The organism is Streptomyces sp. SirexAA-E, assembly GCF_000177195.2.
Taxonomy (GTDB): Bacteria; Actinomycetota; Actinomycetes; order Streptomycetales; family Streptomycetaceae; genus Streptomyces; species Streptomyces flavovirens.
In genome coordinates, this window is the sequence record NC_015953.1 from 5,495,611 (window position 1) to 5,516,499 (window position 20,889).

The 20,889-nt window shown below is 71.4% G+C and carries 18 protein-coding genes; 11 read left to right on the top strand and 7 right to left on the bottom strand.

Annotated elements, in window-relative coordinates; all coding sequences use genetic code 11:
• Positions 1-63: 63 nt before the first annotated feature.
• From SACTE_RS24590 to SACTE_RS24605, 4 genes are all read right to left on the bottom strand, one after another.
• Positions 64-939, bottom strand: a complete 876-nt coding sequence (locus tag SACTE_RS24590) for an amino acid ABC transporter permease (RefSeq protein ID WP_014048720.1) — start codon at positions 937-939, stop codon at positions 64-66.
• Positions 936-1,583: an amino acid ABC transporter permease gene (locus tag SACTE_RS24595; RefSeq protein WP_014048721.1), complete on the bottom strand. Its 648-nt coding sequence runs from the start codon at positions 1,581-1,583 to the stop codon at positions 936-938. Before SACTE_RS24595 ends, SACTE_RS24590 begins: the two co-directional genes overlap by 4 nt.
• Before the next feature lie 141 nt (positions 1,584-1,724).
• Positions 1,725-2,648: a glutamate ABC transporter substrate-binding protein gene (locus tag SACTE_RS24600; RefSeq protein WP_014048722.1), complete on the bottom strand. Its 924-nt coding sequence runs from the start codon at positions 2,646-2,648 to the stop codon at positions 1,725-1,727.
• A 65-nt stretch (positions 2,649-2,713) separates the two neighbouring features.
• The gene (locus SACTE_RS24605) at positions 2,714-3,499 is read right to left on the bottom strand and encodes an amino acid ABC transporter ATP-binding protein (RefSeq protein ID WP_014048723.1); all 786 of its coding nucleotides are present in this window, start codon (positions 3,497-3,499) and stop codon (positions 2,714-2,716) included.
• Positions 3,500-3,786: 287 nt separating this feature from the next.
• Here SACTE_RS24605 and SACTE_RS24610 point away from each other — a divergent pair, with 287 nt between their 5' ends.
• Both SACTE_RS24610 and SACTE_RS24615 read left to right on the top strand, forming a co-directional pair.
• Entirely contained in the window at positions 3,787-4,479 is a 693-nt protein-coding gene (locus tag SACTE_RS24610) for a response regulator transcription factor (RefSeq protein ID WP_014048724.1), read from the top strand.
• Between the two features lie 15 nt (positions 4,480-4,494).
• Entirely contained in the window at positions 4,495-5,889 is a 1,395-nt protein-coding gene (locus SACTE_RS24615; protein WP_014048725.1) for a HAMP domain-containing sensor histidine kinase, read from the top strand.
• A 4-nt stretch (positions 5,890-5,893) separates the two neighbouring features.
• Here SACTE_RS24615 and SACTE_RS24620 read toward each other — a convergent pair whose 3' ends face one another.
• Complete coding sequence (locus SACTE_RS24620; protein WP_014048726.1) at positions 5,894-6,892, bottom strand: TAXI family TRAP transporter solute-binding subunit; 999 nt, start codon at positions 6,890-6,892, stop codon at positions 5,894-5,896.
• Positions 6,893-6,990: 98 nt separating this feature from the next.
• Here SACTE_RS24620 and miaB point away from each other — a divergent pair, with 98 nt between their 5' ends.
• Together miaB and SACTE_RS24630 are read left to right on the top strand one after the other, a co-directional pair.
• Positions 6,991-8,511: a tRNA (N6-isopentenyl adenosine(37)-C2)-methylthiotransferase MiaB gene (miaB, locus tag SACTE_RS24625; RefSeq protein ID WP_176724307.1), complete on the top strand. Its 1,521-nt coding sequence runs from the start codon at positions 6,991-6,993 to the stop codon at positions 8,509-8,511.
• A gap of 218 nt (positions 8,512-8,729) precedes the next feature.
• On the top strand, positions 8,730-9,449 hold the full coding sequence (locus tag SACTE_RS24630; protein WP_026359126.1) for a class III extradiol dioxygenase subunit B-like domain-containing protein: 720 nt from the start codon (positions 8,730-8,732) through the stop codon (positions 9,447-9,449).
• A 54-nt stretch (positions 9,450-9,503) separates the two neighbouring features.
• Here SACTE_RS24630 and SACTE_RS24635 read toward each other — a convergent pair whose 3' ends face one another.
• Positions 9,504-9,749, bottom strand: coding sequence for an antitoxin (locus SACTE_RS24635; RefSeq protein WP_014048729.1), 246 nt, complete (start codon positions 9,747-9,749; stop codon positions 9,504-9,506).
• Positions 9,750-9,890: 141 nt separating this feature from the next.
• Between SACTE_RS24635 and miaA the strand changes: the two genes are divergently transcribed.
• From miaA to hflX, 6 genes are all read left to right on the top strand, one after another.
• Complete coding sequence (gene miaA, locus SACTE_RS24640; RefSeq protein WP_014048730.1) at positions 9,891-10,829, top strand: tRNA (adenosine(37)-N6)-dimethylallyltransferase MiaA; 939 nt, start codon at positions 9,891-9,893, stop codon at positions 10,827-10,829.
• A 107-nt stretch (positions 10,830-10,936) separates the two neighbouring features.
• The gene (locus tag SACTE_RS24645; RefSeq protein WP_014048731.1) at positions 10,937-11,374 is read left to right on the top strand and encodes a hypothetical protein; all 438 of its coding nucleotides are present in this window, start codon (positions 10,937-10,939) and stop codon (positions 11,372-11,374) included.
• Between the two features lie 60 nt (positions 11,375-11,434).
• Entirely contained in the window at positions 11,435-12,307 is an 873-nt protein-coding gene (dapF, locus tag SACTE_RS24650; protein WP_014048732.1) for a diaminopimelate epimerase, read from the top strand.
• A 138-nt stretch (positions 12,308-12,445) separates the two neighbouring features.
• Positions 12,446-14,593, top strand: coding sequence for an HD domain-containing protein (locus tag SACTE_RS24655; protein WP_014048733.1), 2,148 nt, complete (start codon positions 12,446-12,448; stop codon positions 14,591-14,593).
• 93 nt (positions 14,594-14,686) lie between these two features.
• Positions 14,687-16,177, top strand: coding sequence for a M1 family metallopeptidase (locus SACTE_RS24660; RefSeq protein WP_014048734.1), 1,491 nt, complete (start codon positions 14,687-14,689; stop codon positions 16,175-16,177).
• A gap of 133 nt (positions 16,178-16,310) precedes the next feature.
• A complete protein-coding gene (gene hflX, locus SACTE_RS24665; RefSeq protein ID WP_014048735.1) occupies positions 16,311-17,831 on the top strand; it encodes a GTPase HflX in 1,521 nt (506 codons plus the stop codon).
• Positions 17,832-17,918: 87 nt separating this feature from the next.
• On the opposite strand, the gene SACTE_RS24670 is transcribed toward hflX, so the two are convergent.
• Positions 17,919-19,133, bottom strand: coding sequence for a hypothetical protein (locus SACTE_RS24670; protein ID WP_014048736.1), 1,215 nt, complete (start codon positions 19,131-19,133; stop codon positions 17,919-17,921).
• A 337-nt stretch (positions 19,134-19,470) separates the two neighbouring features.
• On the opposite strand from SACTE_RS24670, the gene SACTE_RS24675 reads away from it, so the two are divergent.
• Complete coding sequence (locus SACTE_RS24675; RefSeq protein WP_014048737.1) at positions 19,471-20,862, top strand: diaminobutyrate--2-oxoglutarate transaminase family protein; 1,392 nt, start codon at positions 19,471-19,473, stop codon at positions 20,860-20,862.
• Positions 20,863-20,889: the final 27 nt, after the last annotated feature.

The window sequence follows — 20,889 nt, forward strand, 5'->3', positions numbered from 1 at the left end:
ACCGTGCCCGCCGCCGACCGCTGCCTCGCGTCGTCCGTGTGCCCTACCTACCTACCTACCTACCTACCGGCCGCCCGAGCCGTCGATGACATTGCCCATCTCGGTGGGCGGCGTGGCGTCGGCCACCACGATGCCCGTCTTGGCGCGGCGACCGCGCTTCTCGATCCAGGTCGCGAGCGCCGACAGCAGCAGACACATCGCGACGTAGATGACGCCGATGACGACGATCGTCGAGACGTACGGGTACTGGCCGTTGACCAGGGTGTTGGAGGCGATCAGACGGGCACTGTTCAGCAGCTCCGGGTACAGGATGATGTAGCCGAGCGAGGTGTCCTTGAGGGTCACCACGAGCTGGCTGATGATCGTCGGCAGCATCGCCCGGACGGCCTGGGGGATCAGCACGCCGACCATCACCTGGGTCTTGCTCATCCCCAGGGCGTACGCCGCCTCGCTCTGCCCCTTGGGCACCGAGTTGACGCCCGCCCGCAGCACCTCGGCCTGGACGCAGCCGTTGTAGACCGAGAGGCCGGCGGCCAGCGCCCACATCGAGTAGTCGGTCAGGAAGCCGACCCAGATGGCGTAGATCGTGATCAGCAGCGGGATGGAGCGGAACAGCTCGATGAACCCGGTCGCCAGCCAGCGGACCGGCTTGTGGTCGGAGAGCCGTCCCACGGCGAGCACGACGCCGAGCACCAGGGAGCCGACCGCGGCGAGGCCGAACACCTTGAGCGTGGCGAGTATGCCGTCGGCGATGTTCTGCCGGATGCCGGAGTAGTTGAAGATGTCCCACATCTCGGGGGCGAGGTGCCCCTTGTCCGCCAGCCGCATCACACCGACGGCGAGCAGGGCGACGATCGCGAGGGACCCGACGACCGCGTAGACGCGGTTGCGGACGACGGCCTTGGGGCCCGGGGCGTCGTAGAGAACGCTGGCACTCATCGGGCGACCTCCATACGGCGCTCGAGCAGCCGGAACAGACCGCTGATGGCAAAGGTGACGACCAGGTAGCCGAGGGCCACCCAGATGAAGACGGGGACGATGTCGTAGCCCCTGTCACTCATCAGCTTCTGCCAGCCGAAGAGTTCGGTGACACTGAAGGCGCCGGCGATCGCGGAGTTCTTCGTGAGCGCGATGAAGATGCTGCTCAGCGGCGGGATGACGGTCCGGGTCGCCTGCGGCAGGATCACCATGCGCAGGGTCTGGGCGAACGTCATACCGATGGACCGCGCGGCCTCGGCCTGTCCCAGGGGGACGGTGTTGATGCCCGAACGGACGGCCTCGCACACGAAGGAGGAGGTGTAGAGGCCGAGCGCGAGCGAGCCGAGCAGGAAGGGGCTCATGCCCGGGAAGAGGATCTCCGGTACGACGAAGAAGAAGATCAGGAAGAGCAGGGTCAGGGGAGTGTTGCGCAGCAGGGTCACCCAGGCGGTGCCGAAGACTCGCAGCGGCGGTACGGGAGAGACCCGGAAGCCGGCGATGAGGACACCCAGGACCAGGGCGATGACCGAGCTGACGACGGTGATCGACACAGTTCCTATGAAGCCGTCGCGGAACTCTGGGAAGTTGTCGAGCAATACGTTCATGAGGTCTCCGCGTCGGCGGTCAGCGGCATCAGGGCAGGGGAAGCGGCGCCCCGTACGCCCACCGTGCTCAGGGACGGCGGCATACGGGACGCCTCACCGGCACGCGGGGTGCCGGGGTGGGACGTCGGCGAGGCGCCGGGGTCAGTAGCGCTCGATGGCCGGCGGCTCGGTGTAGGCCGAACCGGACAGGCCCAGGGTCGCCTCGTAGATCTTCTTGTAGGTGCCGTCCTTGGTGTGGTTCTCCAGCGAGGTGTTGATCGCGTCGCGGAGAGCCTTGTCGTCCTTGTTCAGACCGACGCCGTACGGCTCCTCGGTGAACGGCTGGCCGACGACCTTAAGCTTGCCGGAGTTGGCGGCGGCGTAGCCCTTGAGGATCGAGTCGTCCGTGGTGACGGCGTCGACCTGCTTCGTCAGGAGCTGCTGCACGCAGTCCGAGTACTTGGCCAGCTCGACGACCGAGGCGCCGTACTCCGGCTTCTTGATCTCCTGGAGCGGAGTGGAGCCCACGATCGAGCAGACCTTCTTGCCCTTCACCGCGTCCTTGCCGGTGATGGAGCTCTCGTCCTTGCGGACCAGCAGGTCGGCGCCGGCCTTGTAGTACGGGCCCGCGAAGCCGACCTGCTTCTTGCGCTCGTCGTTGATCGTGTAGGTACCGACGAGGTAGTCGACCTGGCCCTTGGCGATCGCCGTCTCGCGGATGCCGGAGTCGACCGTCTTCCACTCGATCTGCTTGTCGGAGAAGCCGAGGTCCGCCGCGATCATCTTGGCGATCTCGATGTCGAAGCCCGAGCGCTCCTTGGTCGCCTGGTCCTCGAAGCCCAGGTAGGGCTGGTCGGCCTTGGCGCCGATGATCAGCTTGCCGCGCTCCTTGGCCTTCTTGAAGGCCGGCGAGTCGAGGTCGACGCCGGTCGCCACGGTGTACTTCGGGAGCGCGGGGGCCTCGGACCCGCCGGGCTTGACGCCCGACGGCTTGTCACCGGCAGAGCCCTCCTTGCCGCCGCAGGCGGTCGCGGTCAGGGCGAGTACGGCGATGGCCGCGACGGCGGCCGACTTGCGGAGCTTCATGGGAACAGTCCTCGTGTCGTAGGTCGGTGGTGGCAGTGCTGACGGACGTCCGTCGCGCGAGACGGTCAGTGGTGAAGGATCTTCGACAGGAAGTCCTTGGCCCGGTCGCTGCGCGGAGCGCTGAAGAACTGGTCCGGCGTGGCCTCTTCGACGATCTTCCCGTCCGCCATGAAGACGACCCGGTTGGCGGCCGAGCGGGCGAAGCCCATCTCGTGGGTGACGACGACCATCGTCATCCCCTCCCGGGCCAGCTGCTGCATGACCTCGAGCACTTCGTTGATCATCTCCGGGTCGAGCGCCGACGTGGGCTCGTCGAAGAGCATGACCTTGGGGTCCATCGCCAGCGCACGGGCGATCGCCACACGCTGCTGCTGACCACCGGAGAGCTGCGCCGGGTACTTGTCCGCCTGGACCCCGACACCCACCCGGTCGAGCAGGGCCCGGCCCTTCTCCTCCGCGGCCTTCTTGTCGGCCTTGCGGACCTTGATCTGGCCCAGCATGACGTTCTCGAGCACCGTCTTGTGCGCGAAGAGATTGAACGACTGGAAGACCATGCCGACATCGGCACGCAGTCTGGCCAACTCCCTGCCCTCCTGGGGCAGCGGCTTGCCGTCGATGGTGATCGCGCCCGAGTCGATCGTCTCCAAGCGGTTGATCGTGCGGCACAGCGTGGACTTACCGGACCCGGAGGGTCCGATGACGACGACGACCTCGCCACGGGCGATGGTCAGGTCGATGTCCTGGAGCACATGCAGCGCGCCGAAGTGCTTGTTGACGTTGCTCAGTACGACAAGGTCGTTCGCCACAGGTGCGGCATCCTCGGCGGCCTTGGTCACTGAAACTCCGCTCATCGGCTTCTTGCTCCGTCCTCCTCGGTTAGGGAAGGACCCTAGTGACGCAGTGCGATCAGCGTCATTACATCTGAGCGGAAATTGAGCATAACGATCCGGTTGCAACAGGACACTCCGTGTGAACAGGACGTCATGACCCGCACGTCGGCGTACCGGGTGGGTAACGGAAACCCAGTGGTAACGGGGAGGGGCTTGACGTGCGTACCCGTCATCGGAGTGGATGCCCTGTACGCAACATCACGCTTGGTTTTAACCGTCCGTGCACCCGCGAGACGGAGAGGAGGGCCATGAGGCTGCTGCTCGTCGAGGACGACGACCACGTCGCGGCGGCCCTGTCCGCCGTGCTCGCACGGCACGGGTTCAAGGTGGTGCACGCGCGCAGCGGCGAGGAGGCCCTCCAGGCGCTGCTCCCCGCCGACAAGGAACCCTTCGGTGTCGTGCTCCTGGACCTCGGGCTGCCCGACCAGGACGGCTACGAGGTGTGCGGGAAGATCCGCAAGCGGTCCGCGATCCCCGTGATCATGGTGACCGCCCGGGCCGACGTCCGCTCGCGGATCCACGGCCTGAACCTCGGCGCTGACGACTACGTCGTCAAGCCCTACGACACCGGGGAGCTGCTGGCCCGGATCCACGCCGTCGCCCGGCGCGGGACGACGGGCGAGGACACCGGGGCGAACCCCGCTGCGGCCCTGCTGCTCGGACCCGTGCGCATCGAACTGCCCACCCGGAGGGTCAGCGTCGAAGACCAGGAGGTCCAGCTCACCCGCAAGGAGTTCGACCTGCTCGCCCTTCTCGCGCAGCGCCCCGGGGTCGTCTTCCGCCGCGAGCAGATCATCAGCGAGGTATGGCGCACCAGCTGGGAGGGGACGGGCCGCACGCTGGAGGTGCATGTGGCGTCGCTCCGCTCCAAGCTGCGGCTCCCCGCCCTGATCGAGACCGTGCGGGGCGTCGGCTACCGGCTCGTCCCGCCGTCCCGCTGAGGACGTACGTCACCGGTGCGTACCCGCCTGCTCCCCGTGCTCATCGTGCTGATGGCCGCCGTCCTGCTCGCCCTCGGACTGCCGCTGGGCGTCCGCGTCGCCGCGGCCGAACAGCAGCGGGTCGTCATCGACCGGATCGACGACACGGCCCGCTTCGCCGCGCTCGCCCAGTTCGTGAGCGAGCCCGTCGAGGGCGCGGACGAACGGCAGCGGATCCTGCAGACCGAGCTCGAAGCCTACGAATCGGTGTACGGGATCAGGGTCGGAGTCTTCTACCGGGACGACCGCGCCCTCGCGAAGGCGCCCGCCTCCTGGTTCCTGCCGCGCGAGGGGGAGGGGCGCGAGGCGTTCAAGGAGGCGCTGCTCGGGCGCCGTTCGCACGACCCGCCCCAGGTGTGGCCCTGGCAGGACGGCCGGGTCGTCGTGGCCTCACCGGTCGTCCGGGACGGTGACGTGGTAGCCGTGGTGGTCACCGACTCGCCCACCGGCGAGATGCGCTCCCGGACCCTGCGCGGCTGGCTGCTCATCGGGCTCGGCGAGTCCCTCGCCATGCTGGTGGCACTGGGCGCGGCGTTCCGGCTCGCCGGATGGGTGCTCCTGCCCGTGCGGGTCCTGGACGCGGCCACCCACGACATCGCCAGCGGACGGATGCGGTCGCGGGTCGCGGCGTCCGGAGGGCCGCCGGAACTCAGGCGTTTGGCCCGCTCGTTCAACGAGATGGCCGACAACGTCGAGGACGTGCTGGAGCAGCAGCGCGCCTTCGTCGCCGACGCCTCGCACCAGTTGCGCAATCCACTGGCCGCGCTGCTGCTGCGGATCGAGCTCCTCGCGCTGGAACTCCCCGAAGGAAACGAGGAGATCACCTCCGTCCGTACGGAGGGCAAGCGACTCGCCCGGGTCCTGGACGACCTGTTGGACCTCGCGCTGGCCGAACACACCGCGGCCGACCTCCAGCTCACCGACATCGCGGCACTCACCGCGGAACGGGTCGCCTCCTGGCGTCCGCTGGCCGAGGAGAGGGGCGTACGGCTCACGCAGGACGGCTCGCCCGCCGTGACCGGCTGGGCCGACCCGGTCGCCCTCTCCAGCGCGCTGGACGCCGTCGTCGACAACGCGCTGAAGTTCACGCCCCCGGGCGAGGAGGTCAGGGTCACGGTGGGGGCCGACGGCGCCGGTGCGACCGTCGTCGTCGCCGACCGGGGGCCCGGCCTCACCGAGCAGGAGCTGGAGCGCATAGGCGACCGCTTCTGGCGCAGCAACCGGCACCAGAACGTCCAGGGGTCGGGCCTGGGCCTGTCCATCTCCCGCACCCTGCTCACGGCGGGCGGCGGATCGATCGGCTACGGCACGCACGAGCCGCACGGCCTGCGGGTGACGGTCACCGTGCCCCGCAACCCGCCGCAGGCCTGAACCGTCAGGGCTTGGCCGAGCGGTAGTACCGCCTGGCCCCTTCGTGGAGCTGAAGCGGGTCGGTGTAGATGGCGGTGCGCAGGTCCACCAGCTGGGCGGCGTGCACCTCGCGGCCGATCCGGTCCCGGCTGTCGATCACGGTCCGGGTGAACGCCTCGGTCATCAGCGGGTCCGTACGGTCCGTCGTGACCAGCAGGTTGGCCACCGCGACCGTACGCACCGCCTGTCCCTGCTGCGCGTCGCGGTACGCGTCCGCCGGCATCACGGCCGAGCGGTAGTGCCGGGTGGAGCCACCGACCGCCTGGAGCCGGCTGATCAGCGAGTCCTCCAGCGGCACCAGCCGGACGGCGAACTTCTTGGACAGGTCTTCCAGCGCGGCCGTCGGCAGCCCCCCGGACCAGAAGAACGCGTCCAGACGGCCGTCGACGAGCCGCTGGGGCATCGTGTCGATGCCCGCCTCCACCGGGGTGACGTCCCCGCCCGGGTCGACGCCCGCCGCCGCCATCAGCCGGTCCGCGACGAGGAGGACCCCCGAGCCCTTCTGGCCCACGCCGACCCGCTTGCCCCGCAGATCGGCGACCCGACGGATGTCGGAGTCCCGGGGGACCACCAGCTGCACGTAGTCGTCGTACAGGCGCACGCACCCGCGCAGCCGTTCGCCCCCGGGGCGGCCGCTCTGCAGGTAGGTGGCGACGGCGTCGGCGGTGGCGATCGTGAAGTCGGCCTCGCCCGTCGCCACGCGTTCGATGTTCTGCTGCGAGCCCTCGCTGGTCTGCAGCCGTATCGACACCTTGGGCATGTCCTTGGCCAGGGCGCCCTCCAGGCGCTGCCCGTAGCGCTCGTACACCCCGCTGCGCACGCCCGTGGAGAACGTGAGCGTCCCGCTCGGCTCCGGCTTCCCGAGCGGGAACACCCACCACACCAGGAGCCCCAGAACCACCGCGGCGGCCGCGCCCCCCTGAAAGGCGCGCCGACGGCCGAAACGGGACAGTGCGTGCAGCATGGCGCGATCCTGCCAGGCCGGTCCCTGTCCTGGCCAGGCCGGACCCGGGCGAAGACTCCGGCGGCGGGGGGACCGGCGCCACCGCCTACCCTTGTCCCATGAGCAGCGGCAACCGGAGCGAAGCAGTGGACGTCCAGAAGAGCTACGAGGTACGCACCTACGGGTGCCAGATGAACGTCCACGACTCCGAGCGCCTGTCGGGGCTGCTCGAGGACGCCGGATACGTCCGTGCCCCGGAAGGCTCCGACGGGGACGCCGACGTCGTCGTCTTCAACACCTGTGCCGTCCGCGAGAACGCCGACAACAAGCTGTACGGCAACCTCGGCCGCCTCGCCCCCATGAAGACCAAGCGCCCCGGGATGCAGATCGCGGTCGGCGGCTGTCTGGCGCAGAAGGACCGCGACACCATCGTCCGGCGCGCGCCCTGGGTGGACGTCGTCTTCGGTACGCACAACATCGGCAAGCTGCCGGTGCTCCTGGAGCGTGCCCGCGTCCAGGAGGAGGCGCAGGTCGAGATCGCCGAGTCCCTGGAGGCGTTCCCCTCCACGCTGCCCACCCGCCGCGAGTCCGCGTACGCCGCCTGGGTGTCGATCTCCGTGGGCTGCAACAACACCTGCACCTTCTGCATCGTTCCGGCCCTGCGCGGCAAGGAGAAGGACCGTCGCACCGGCGACATCCTCGCCGAGATCGAGGCACTCGTCGCCGAGGGCGTCAGCGAGATCACGCTCCTCGGGCAGAACGTCAACGCCTACGGCTCGGACATCGGCGACCGCGAGGCCTTCTCGAAGCTGCTGCGCGCGTGCGGCACGATCGAGGGCCTGGAGCGGGTCCGCTTCACCTCGCCCCACCCCCGCGACTTCACCGACGACGTCATCGCCGCGATGGCCGAGACACCGAACGTCATGCCGCAGCTCCACATGCCGATGCAGTCGGGCTCGGACCGGATCCTGAAGGCCATGCGCCGCTCGTACCGGCAGGAGAGGTTCCTCGGCATCATCGAGAAGGTGCGGGCGGCCATGCCGGACGCGGCCATCTCCACCGACATCATCGTCGGCTTCCCCGGGGAGACCGAGGAGGACTTCGAGCAGACCATGCACGCCGTGCGTGAGGCCCGGTTCGCGAACGCGTTCACCTTCCAGTACTCCAAGCGCCCCGGGACGCCGGCCGCCGACATGGAGGGGCAGATCCCCAAGGAGGTCGTCCAGGAGCGCTACATGCGACTGTCCGCCCTCCAGGAGGAGATCTCCTGGGAGGAGAACAAGAAGCAGGTCGGCCGCACCCTGGACGTCATGGTCGCCGAGGGCGAGGGCCGCAAGGACGGCGCCACCCACCGGCTCTCCGGCCGCGCCCCGGACAACCGTCTCGTCCACTTCACCAAGCCCGCCCAGGACGTCCGTCCCGGCGACGTGGTGACCGTCGACATCACCTACGCGGCACCGCACCACCTCCTCGCGGAGGGCGAGCCGGTGGGCGTACGGCGCACCCGGTCGGGGGACGCCTGGGAGAAGCGCACCGCGGCCGCCGCCGCCAAGTCCGCCGGAGTGATGCTGGGCATCCCCGGCATCGGCGCCCCGGCCCCGCTGCCCGCCGCGGCGGCCCCCGGGTGCGGCTGCGACTGACCCTCCCGGGGCGGCCCCGAGCCGCTTCACCCGGGGCACGCCCTGTGTGACGGGTGCCCCGGGGCATCACCCGGGCCGACGCACCCGTGCCCGATGGGGTGGTTCCGGGGTGGACGCCCGTGCTCGGCGGCGCGGTCTCCGGCCTGACGCCTCGTGCCTGGTGGCGCGGTCTTCGGGCGGCCGTGATCCGTGCCCGTCACCGCAGTACGCTGACCGGCATGCTCGTCGCCGCCGCCGTCTGCCCCTGTCCGCCGCTCCTGGTGCCCGAGGTGGCCGCGGGCGCCGCCCCCGAACTCGACGCCGCGAGGGCCGCGTGCGCCGATGCCGTGGGCGTGCTCGCCGCCGCGCGTCCCGACCTGCTGATCGTGACGGGGCCCGCGGGCCCCGAGGACGAGGGCGCCTTCCCGGCAGGCTCGTCCGGCTCCTTCGCGGGATTCGGTGTCGAGCTCACCGTGCGGCTCGGGGAGGCCCCCGCGCTGTCCGGTGCGGCCCCGCGGACGCTGCCCGCCTCCCTGGCCGTGGGGGCCTGGCTGCTGGAGCGCGCCCGGTGGGCCGGAGCGCCGGTCGAAGGGCTCGGGATCGATGAGCGGGCGGCCGTCGGCCGCTGTGCCGAGACGGGGCGCGAGGCCGCGGCACGGGCCGACCGGGTGGCCATGCTGGTGATGGGCGACGGAAGCGCCTGCCGCACCGTCAAGGCGCCGGGTTACCTGGACGACCGGGCGGTGGGTTTCGACGCGGAGGCCGCCCGGGCCCTGGGCGCCGCGGACGTCGCGGCGCTCGGCGCGCTGGACGCGTCGCTCGCGCACGAACTGGCGGTGGCCGGGCGGGCGCCCTGGCAGGTGCTCGCGGGCGCGGCCGAAGGGGCCGGGCTGGGCGGACAACTGCTGTACGAGGACGCCCCGTACGGCGTGGGTTACGTCGTCGCCTCCTGGTCCTGAGACGACCGAGGGCCGCGGAGCGGATGCTCCACGGCCCTTTTCCGGCGGTACCCGTCAGGCGGCGGGCGGCGTCGGCGGTGTCCCGCCCTCGTTCTTCTGACCCAGGCGGTCGACCGCGTCCTTCGCCTTCTGCGTACCCGACACGATCTTGTCGCTGTACTTGCCCTTGGTGCGCTGGTCGACCGTGCGCGCGGCCTTGTCGAGGCCCTGGTCGATCTTGTCCCCGTGCTGCTGCGCGAGGTCGCCGACCTTCTCCTTGACCGGGGCCAGCTTGGCCTTCACGTTGTCCAGGAAACCCATGGGGCCACCTTCCGTGCTGGGGGACTGTGACCACACTTTACCCGGGTGGGGCCCGGCACGCGTGGTCCCGGGAGGGGGACGTGCGCGGGTTGACGCCCCGGGGGGTCCGGGAGGCGTCTTGAAGTTTGAGACACTGTCTCGGTGAGAAGACTGCCTCCCGTCCCCCGCGTCATCACCGTCGTCGGCCCCACCGCGGCCGGCAAGTCCGATCTGGGGGTGTTCCTCGCCCAGGAGCTCGGCGGCGAGGTGGTCAACGCGGACTCCATGCAGCTCTACCGCGGGATGGACATCGGTACGGCGAAGCTGACGCCCGCCGAGCGCGGAGGGGTCCCCCACCACCTGCTGGACATCTGGGACGTCACCGAGGCGGCCAGCGTCGCCGAGTACCAGCGGCTGGCCCGCGCCGAGATCGACCGGCTGCTGGCCGAAGGGCGCAGCCCCGTCCTGGTAGGCGGCTCCGGGCTCTACGTGAAGGGCGCCATCGACGCCCTCGAGTTCCCGGGCACGGACCCGGAGGTGCGCGCCCGGCTGGAGGAGGAACTCGCCCGCGCCGGCTCCGGAGCCCTGCACGCCCGGCTGGCCGCCGCGGACCCCGGGGCCGCCCAGGCCATCCTGGCCAGCAACGGACGCCGCATCGTGCGCGCCCTCGAGGTCATCGAGATCACGGGCAAACCCTTCACGGCCAACCTCCCGGGTGACGAAGCCGTCTACGACGCCGTGCAGATCGGGGTGGACGTCGAACGCCCCGAGCTCGACGCGCGGATCAGCGCCCGGGTCGACCGGATGTGGGAGGCGGGCCTGGTGGACGAGGTGCGCCACCTGGAGACCCTGGGGCTGCGGGAAGGGCGCACGGCCTCCCGGGCCCTCGGCTACCAGCAGGTGCTCGCCGCGCTCGCGGGGGAGTACACCGAACAGGAGGCGCGCGCCGAGACCGTACGCGCCACCAAGCGCTTCGCGCGCCGTCAGGACTCGTGGTTCCGGCGCGACGCGCGCGTGCGGTGGCTGAGCGGCGCCGAGGCACGGCGCGGGGAACTCCCGCAGCTGGCGCTGGCGTTGGTCGAACGAGCGGTTACAGCCTGATCACGTGATGGCATCGGGACGCTCCGACCGTCATTTCGGGCCCTGCGAGCGTGCCATCATCGAGCATCGATCGACCAGTGGAGTCAGAGTGGGGAGGGCGCGTGGCGATGGAGGCCGGCCCCCGTGACACCGACCAGGAAGCACCGGACGCGCGGCACGAGGCGGGACGCCTCAGCCCCGACGGACCGGACGAGCACGCCGTCGTCCCGGAGGTCGAGGTCGAGCTCCGGCCGGCACGCCGACTGCGGATCTGGCAGCTCGCGCCGATCGTGGTCCTGGCCGCACTCGGCTCCCTGATGTTCGCCTTCCCCCTCGCCTTCGAATTCGGCGACGGCGGCCCCCTCGTGGCCATGCTGGGTCTGCTGATCAGCGGATGCGCGGCCGGCTGGGGCATGATGGCGGCGCGCCGGGTGGGCCACACGTGGCCGGGACTGCCGGCCAGAGGAGCGCCCGAACGCCCGGACTGGCGCATGGTGGGCCTGTACGTCGCCGTGTGCGCCGTACTGGTCGCGCTCGCCGTCTGGCGCGTGGCCCGGCTGGGCTGAGGCCCCTCCGCACCCGGCCCGGGACCGCGCACCGTGGGCGTCGCCTCGTAGAGTGGGAACGTGAGCACTCCGCAGATCGCCTTCCTCAAGGGGCACGGCACCGAGAACGACTTCGTGATCGTTCCCGACCCGGACAACGCCATCGACCTGCCCGCCTCCCTCGTCGCCCGGCTCTGCGACCGGCGCGCCGGCATCGGCGGCGACGGGCTGCTGCACGTCGTGCGGTCCGCCGCGCACCCGGAGGCCCGGGCCATGGCCGAGCAGGCCGAATGGTTCATGGACTACCGCAACGCCGACGGCTCCGTCGCCGAGATGTGCGGCAACGGCGTGCGGGTCTTCGCCCGCTACCTCCAGCGCGCCGGGCTCGCCGCGGAGGGCGACCTGGCCGTCGCCACCCGAGGCGGCGTCAAGGGTGTCCACCTCGCCAAGGACGGTGCCGTCACGGTCTCGATGGGGCACGCCAGGCTCCCGAAGGACGGTGTGCGGGTCACGGTCGACGGCCGCACCTGGGACGCGCGCAACGTGAACATGGGCAATCCGCACGCCGTCGCGTTCGTCGAGGACCTGGCCCACGCCGGCGACCTGCGCTCCGTGCCGCCGTTCAGCCCGTCGTCCGTCTACCCGGACGGCGTCAACATCGAGTTCGTCGTCGACCGCGGGCCGCGCCACGTCGCGATGCGCGTCCATGAGCGGGGCTCCGGCGAGACGCGTTCTTGCGGCACCGGTGCCTGTGCCGTGGCCGTCGCGGCCGCGCGCCGGGACGGCGTGGACCCGGCCCGGACCGGAGCGCCCGCCACGTACACCGTGGACCTGCCCGGCGGCACGCTGGTGATCACCGAATTCCCCGACGGCACCGTCGACATGACGGGTCCCGCCGTCATCGTCGCCGAGGGTGTCATCGACCCGGGCGGGCTCGAAACGGTGAGCGGGTAGAGCTTCGCTCGAATGGGTGATCCGTTTCACGCTGGGCGAGAGCCGGACTGTGCCACGTGGTGGGCTCGATAGCATCAAGCACCGGCCCGGAGGCGCATCCGCGCCTCCACCGCCGGTCGACGCTGCCGGAGGTGCCCCATGAGCGCAGAGGCCACCGATCCAGGTGCTCACGCCCGTAAGCGCAGTCGCCCACGGATCGACCTGCGCAGACTGGGCCGTGTCGCCCTGCTCGGCCCGGTGGCCCGCGACCGGCTGCCCGACGCCATCGGACACGTCGCGGAGGCCCACCGCGCGCACTGTCCCGACGCCGATCTGACCGTCCTGCGCAGGGCGTACGTCCTCGCCGAGTCCTCGCACCGCGGCCAGACGCGCAAGAGCGGCGAGCCGTACATCACGCACCCCCTCGCCGTGACCCTGATCCTCGCCGAACTCGGCGCCGGCACGACGACGCTGACGGCCTCGCTCCTCCACGACACCGTCGAGGACACCGAGGTGACGCTCGATCAGGTACGCGAGCAGTTCGGCGACGAGGTCTGCTACCTGGTCGACGGGGTCACCAAGCTGGAGAAGGTCGACTACGGCGCGGCCGCCGAGCCCGAGACCTTCCGCAAGATGCTCGTCGCCACCGGCAACGACGTGCGGGTCATGTCGATCAAACTGGCCGACCGGCTGCACAACATGCGCACCCTCGGCGTCATGCGCCCCGAGAAGCAGGCCAGGATCGCCAAGGTCACCCGGGACGTGCTCATCCCCCTCGCCGAGCGCCTGGGGGTGCAGGCACTCAAGACGGAGCTGGAAGACCTGGTCTTCGCCATCCTGCACCCCGAGGAGTACGAGGACACCCGGGCGCTCATCACCGCGGCGGAGAGCGGACCGGACCCGCTGGCGGAGATCGCCGAAGGCGTGCGCGCGACCCTGCGCGAAGCCGGCATCACCGCCGAAGTCCTCATCAGGCCCCGCCACTTCGTCTCGCTGCACCGGGTCAGGAGCAAACGCGGAGAACTACGCGGTACCGACTTCGGACGGCTGCTGGTGCTGGTCGCCGAGGACGCCGACTGCTACGCCGTCCTGGGGGAGCTGCACACCTGCTTCACCCCGGTGATCTCCGAGTTCAAGGACTTCATCGCGGCCCCGAAGTTCAACCTGTACCAATCGCTGCACACCGCGGTCGTGGGCCCCGAGGGAGCGGTCGCCGAAGTCCTCATCCGCACCCACCGGATGCACAAGGTCGCCGAGGCGGGCGTCGTCGCCCTCGGCAACCCCTACGCCCAGGACGGCAGCACCGCGGCCCAGCACGACGAGCCCGCCGACGGCGAGCGGGCCGACCCCACCCGGCCCGGCTGGCTCTCGCGCCTCCTCCAGTGGCAGGAGTCCGCCACCGACCCCGACACCTTCTGGACCACCCTGCGCGACGACCTCGCCCAGGACGGGGAGATCACCGTCTTCGGCGCCGAGGGTGGGACGCTCGGGCTGCCCGCCGGTGCCAGCTGCGTCGACGCCGCGTACGCCCGCTACGGCGACGCGGCACACGGCTGTATCGGGGCGCGTGTCAACGGGCGCCTGGCCACCCTCAGCACGGTCCTGACCGACGGCGACACCGTGCAGCTGCTGCTCGCCCAGGACGCCTCCTCCGGTCCCTCCCCGGAATGGCTGGACCACGCCCGTACGCCCGCCGCCAGGATCGCGATCGCCGGATGGCTCGCGGCGCACCCCGACGGCGCCCCGGGACATCCCAAGAGCCACCCGACGCCCCTCAGGGCGCCGGACCGGTCCGCCGACGACGGCGCTCCCGGGCCCGCCGGGACCGGCGACCGGGACGCCGGGGTGACCGTCGACATCCCGGGGGCGCCGGTCCGGCTCGCCGGCTGCTGCACCCCCGTCCCGCCCGACGACGTCATCGGTCTCCCCGTGCGCGGTGGAGCCGTCACCGTGCACCGCCGGGAGTGCGCCGCCGTCGCCCGGATGCAGGCCCTGGGCCGTGCGGCCGTCGGCGCCCGCTGGAACGACGCCGGTGCGTGGAGTCGGCCGACCGACTACCGGGTCACCCTGGTCGCCGAGTCCTTCGGGCGTCCCCGGCTGCTCGCCGACCTCACCGAGGCCATCGCGGCCGCCGACGCGGCCATCGTGGCGGCCACCGTCGAGCCGCCCAGCGAACAGCGCGTCCGGCACACCTACACCCTCCAGCTCCCCGACGCGGCCGGACTCCCCGGCCTGATGCGGGCCATGCGCGACGTACCGGGCGTGTACGACGTCAGTCGCGCCCAGCAGCCCGCCGCGGCCCGCTGACCCGCCGCCCCATGACGGGTCCCGCCGACCCCGTTCGGGTGGTGCGGCGCGCGCCACCCCGGCCCCGGGCGCCCGCGCTGGTAGCCGTAGTCCATGCCGCACACCTCCCGCCGACTGCGTGCCGCCCTGGTGGCCACCGCGTCGGCCACCCTCGTCGCCGCGGCCCTGCCCGCCCCGGAACCGCTCGGCATCGGCGACCGCCTCTTCCCGCAGCTCGGCAACCCCGGGTACGACGTCCTCTCCTACGACATCTCGCTCACCTACCACGGCAGGAACACCGAGCCCCTCGACGCCGTCACCGGCATCGACGCGCGGACCACGGCACCCCTGGAGCGCATCAACCTCGACTTCGCCCAGGGCACCGTCCGCTCCGTCGAGGTCGACGGGCGGCCCTCCGAGTTCGCCACCAAGGGCGAGGACCTCGTCATCCGGCCCCCGGACCGCCTTCCCGCCGGCGCCCCCGTACACATCACCGTCCGGCACACCAGCGATCCCTCCGGGGACCCCGCGCGCGGCGGCTGGGTGCCCACCGCGGACGGTCTCGCCATGGCCAACCAGGCGGACGCCGCGCACCGGGTCTTCCCGGGCAACGACCACCCCGCCGACAAGGCCTACTTCACCTTCAGGGTCACCGCGCCGAAGGACCTCACCGTCGTGGCGGGCGGTCTGCCGACGGGACGGCAGCGGCACGGAGCCACGACCACCTGGACCTACCGGACCGCGCACCCGATGGCCACCGAGCTGGCCCAGGTCTCCATCGGCCGCTCCGCCGTCCTGCACCGCACCGGCCCCAGGGGGCTGCCGGTCCGCGACGTGGTGCCGTCGGCCGACCGGGACACGCTCGAACCCTGGCTGGACAAGACGCCGGCACAGCTGGCCTGGCTGGAGGAGCAGATCGGCCCGTATCCCTTCGAGACCTACGGACTGCTGGTCGCCGACACCGAGACCGGCTTCGAGCTGGAGACCCAGACGCTCTCGCTCTTCGAACGGTCACTGTTCACCGAGCCCGGGTACCCCGCCTGGTACATCGAGTCGATCATGGTGCACGAGCTCGCCCACCAGTGGTTCGGCAACAGCGTCTCGCCCCGGGTCTGGTCCGATCTCTGGCTCAACGAGGGGCACGCCACCTGGTACGAGGCCCGGTACGCCGAGGACCACGCCGACAAGCCGCTCGAACAACGCATGCGCGAGGCCTATACCCGCTCCGACGCCTGGCGCGCCGCCGGCGGACCGCCCGCCCACCCCGACGTCCCCTCCCCGGACCACAAGATCAACCTGTTCCGGCCGGTGGTCTACGACGGCAGCGCACTGGTTCTGTACGCCCTCCGCCAGGAGATCGGCGCGGCCGCCTTCGACCGCCTGGAGCGGACCTGGGTACGCGCCCACCGGGACCGGTCGGCGACCACCGCGGACTTCACGCGGCTCGCCTCACGGATCGCCGGGAAGGACCTCACGGCGTTCTTCGACGGCTGGCTCCACGGGAAGAAGACGCCGCCCATGCCCGGGCACCCCGACTGGACCAGCGCGAAGCCCCGCGCCGCCGGCGGTGCGCAGGGCCCCGCCCCCGCACCGAAACCCGAGTGACGGCCCCGGCGGGGACATGCCACTATCGACGGGTCGGCACGGCGGCCGGCCGACGGATCCCTGCCCACGGGAATCTTCCGGCTGTGTCACGCGTTGTGACTGACACAACGACTTCCATCGACGTAAGGATCCAATGACCTCCTCTTCCTCCCTTCCCCAGGACGCGCGGGACGCGCAGAGCGCCACGGACACCGCGTCCGAAAGCCTCACCGAGAGCCTTCGGGCCGACGCCCTGATGGAAGAGGACGTCGCCTGGAGCCACGCGATCGACACGGAGCGGGACGGCGAGCAGCTCGACCGCTCCGAGCGCGCGGCACTGCGCCGCGTGGCCGGGCTCTCCACCGAGCTCGAGGACGTCACCGAGGTCGAGTACCGCCAGCTGCGCCTCGAGCGCGTCGTGCTGGTCGGTGTCTGGACCTCGGGGACCGTCACCGACGCGCAGAACTCGCTGGCCGAGCTGGCGGCCCTGGCGGAGACGGCTGGGGCCATGGTGCTCGACGCCGTCTTCCAGCGCCGGGACAAGCCCGACCCGGCCACCTACATCGGCTCGGGCAAGGCACTGGAGCTGCGTGACATCGTCCTGGAGTCCGGTGCGGACACCGTCGTCTGCGACGGTGAGCTCAGCCCCGGCCAGCTGATCCACCTCGAAGACGTCGTGAAGGTGAAGGTGGTCGACCGGACCGCGCTGATCCTGGACATCTTCGCCCAGCACGCCAAGTCCCGAGAGGGCAAGGCGCAGGTGTCCCTGGCGCAGATGCAGTACATGCTGCCGCGGCTGCGAGGCTGGGGTCAGTCGCTCTCCCGGCAGATGGGTGGCGGCGGTTCCAGCGGCGGCGGGGGCATGGCCACCCGTGGTCCCGGTGAGACCAAGATCGAGACGGACCGGCGCCGTATCCGCGAGAAGATGGCGAAGATGCGCCGGGAGATCGCGGAGATGAAGACCGGCCGCGAGATCAAGCGCCAGGAGCGCAAGCGCAACAAGGTGCCCTCGGTGGCGATCGCCGGATACACCAACGCCGGCAAGTCCTCGCTGCTCAACCGTCTCACCGGCGCGGGCGTCCTGGTGGAGAACGCCCTGTTCGCCACCCTCGACCCGACCGTGCGCCGGGCCGAGACGCCGAGCGGGCGCCTCTACACGCTGGCCGACACCGTCGGGTTCGTGCGTCACCTTCCGCACCACCTGGTCGAGGCGTTCCGTTCCACCATGGAGGAGGTCGGCGACTCCGACCTGATCCTGCACGTCGTGGACGGTGCCCACCCGGTGCCGGAGGAGCAGCTCGCCGCCGTGCGCGAGGTCATCCGGGACGTCGGCGCCGTCGACGTACGGGAGATCGTCGTCGTCAACAAGGCGGACGCCGCCGATCCGGAAGTGCTCCAGAGGCTGCTGCGCAACGAGAAGTACGCGATCGCGGTCTCGGCGCGTACCGGCGCGGGGATCGACGAACTGCTCGCGCTCATCGACGCGGAACTGCCCCGGCCGTCCGTCGAGATCGAGGCGCTCGTGCCGTACGTGCAGGGCGCGCTCGTCTCCCGGGTGCACGCCGAGGGCGAGGTCGTCTCCGAGGAGCACACCTCGGAGGGCACGCTGCTCAAGGCGCGGGTCCACGAGGAACTGGCCGCCGAGCTCTCCACGTTCGCGCTCGCGGCCCACTAGGCACCGCGGACGCCCGCACAACACGGCCGAAGGCCCGGCCCCCTCGTGGAAGAGGGGGCCGGGCCTTCGGTGTGCCCTGCGCGGGCCTCAGCGATCGGCGTACTTCTTGCTGGCCGACTCGTAGATCTCCTTGGCCTCAGGGCCGAGGCGCGGACCGGCCAGCCAGCCCGCGGTCACCGGGCCGATGGAGGTGTTGGAGACCAGGGCCGGCTCGCCGTCCTCGCCCTCGGCGACCCAGCCGCCGCCGGAGGAGCCACCGGTCATCGTGCACCCGACGCGGTACATCGTCGGTTCGTCCTCGAAGACCGAGAGACGGCCCGGCTTGTCGGTGCACCGGTACGCCTCCTGGCCGTCGAACGGCGGGGCCGCCGGGTACCCGGTCGCCGTCATGCTCCGGACCTCCGGTACCGCCGGGGCGTCGAAGTCCACCGGGAGGGCGGAACCGACCGTCTCCTCCAGGGACTTGGCCGTCGAGCCCTTCTCCGGGGTGACCTGGAGGACGGCGAAGTCGTACGGGGCGCCCTGGCCACCGGTCGACGCCCCCTGGGCGATCCACTGGTCCGACGTCTGCGCCCACTGGCCCCACCACACGCCGTAGGGAGCGACCTGCTCCTTGGACGCGCTGTCCAGCTCCGCCGTCGACAGGCCGCTGTCGTTGTACGACGGGACGAAGGCGATGTTGCGGTACCAGCCGCCCTCCTTGCCCGCGTGGACGCAGTGTCCCGCGGTCCACACCATGTTGGACTTGCCCGGGTGGGCCGGGTCCCGCACCACGGTCGCCGAGCAGACCATCGGCCCCTCGGGCCCGTCGAAGAGCAGCTTCCCGGACGCCGGTGCCTCGTCGTGGTACGGCGTCGGGAGCTTCGCCGCCTCGACCGGGGCGGGCGTCGGGTCCGTCACGCCCTCGTCGCCGGAGATGTCGTTGTCGACCGGGTTCTCCGGGGGCTGTTCGGCCTCACGCATCCGGTCCGGGTCCCAGAGGCCCTCGATGATCGGGTTGACGTAGTCCTTGGCCTCACGCAGCCACGTGTCCCGGTCCCAGTTCTTCCACTCGCCGTTCCGCCACTTGTCGACGTCGATCCCGTGTTCCTTGAGACGGTCCTTCAGGTCGTCCGGGATCGTGATCTTGCCGTCGGACTGTCCGGCGGCGGCGTCACTCGCCTTGTCGCTCGGGCCGTCCTCGTCGGGGCCGCAGGCGGTGGCCGTGAACGTCAGCACGGCGGCGAGGGCGGCCGCCGTGAGGGCGGGGCGGCGTGCGCCCCTCCCACGGCGTGCTGTGTCGGTCGGGCGCATGGGTCGCATCTGGTGATCCCCCTGGGACTTCGTCACTGACTTCGATACCGCACTGCGGAGTTGCCCGGTCCGTGCGGCGCGGACACCCGGTGCCGGGCGCGCACGCCGGGCCGGAGCGCCGGCTCCTTCCCTGTGCGGCCCCCACTATGCCGGTGCCGTGGGGGACGGTACGCGGCAGGGCCGCGGTTCCGCATCGCGAGGATCTTCCGGCCCACCCGTGATCCCTCGCGGGCGGCGTCGTTGGTACGTACGAGGGACACCCCGGCAGCGTTGACCGGCGCGGTCCGTCCTTCCGGCGCCGTACGGGCGTGCGACGCAAACGTGACAGCAGGAGGACCGAACAGCCGTGGCCGTGACCGAACCAGCTCCGGTGGTACCACCCGCCGCGCACGAGGGAATCCTGCGGCGCCAGGCACTGCGGGAGTCGGCCGCCCGTACCTACGCGCGCTCGCTGCCGATCGTGCCGGTGCGGGCCAGGGGCATGACCATCGAGGGCGCGGACGGGCGGCGATACCTGGACTGTCTGTCGGGTGCGGGCACCCTGGCCCTCGGGCACAACCACCCCGTGGTGCTGGAGGCCATCAGGAAGGTCATCGACTCCGGTGCCCCGCTGCACGTGCTCGACCTCGCCACACCCGTCAAGGACGCCTTCACCACCGAGCTGTTCGCCACGCTGCCCCCCGAACTGGCCGACGACGCACGCATCCAGTTCTGCGGACCGGCCGGGACGGACGCCGTCGAAGCCGCGTTCAAACTGGTGCGGGCGGCGACCGGACGCAGCGAACTGCTGGCGTTCACGGGCGCCTACCACGGGATGACCGCGGGGGCACTGGCCGCTTCCGGGGGCGCCACCGACGTACGGGTGACCCGGCTGCCCTTCCCGCACAACTACCGCTGCCCCTTCGGTACCGGTGGGGAGCGCGGCGCCGACCTCGCGGCCCGCTGGACCGAATACCTCCTCGACGACCCCAAGGGCGGGGTGCCCGACCCCGCCGCGATGATCGTGGAGCCGGTCCAGGGGGAGGGCGGCGTCAACCCGGCGCCCGACGGTTGGCTCCGCCGGATGCGTGAGATCACCCGGGACCGGTCCATCGCGCTGATCGCGGACGAGGTGCAGACCGGCGTCGGCCGGACGGGGACGTTCTGGGCGGTCGAACACAGCGGTGTCGTCCCGGATGTGATGGTGCTGTCGAAGGCCATCGGCGGCTCGCTGCCCCTCGCGGTGATCGTCTACCGCTCCGGGCTCGACCTCTGGCAACCGGGTGCCCACGCCGGCACGTTCCGCGGGAACCAGCTCGCCATGGCGGCCGGCGCCGCCACTCTGGCGTACGTGCGGGAGAACGGCCTCGCCGAGCGCGCCGGGACACTCGGTGCCCGGATGCTCGCCCGGCTCCAGGCGCTGAGCGCGGACCACCCCAGCATCGGGGACGTCCGGGGCCGCGGCCTGATGATCGGCATCGAGCTCGTCGACCCGGAGGCCGGGCCCGGCGACGTCACCTCGGAGAACGGATCCGCTCCGCCGCCCGACCCCGCGCTCGCCGTCGCCGTCCAGCAGGAATGTCTGCGCCGAGGCCTTATCGTCGAACTCGGCGGACGTCACAGCGCCGTGGTCCGACTGCTTCCTCCGCTCACGCTCACCGACGAACAGGCAACGGCGGTCGTGGACCGCCTCGCCGACGCGCTGAGTGCGGCGGAGCGTTCTTCGCCCCGTCGGGCCGCTGCCGGGCCGACCCGCTGATCCCGGATCCCTCACAAGGAAGACCGC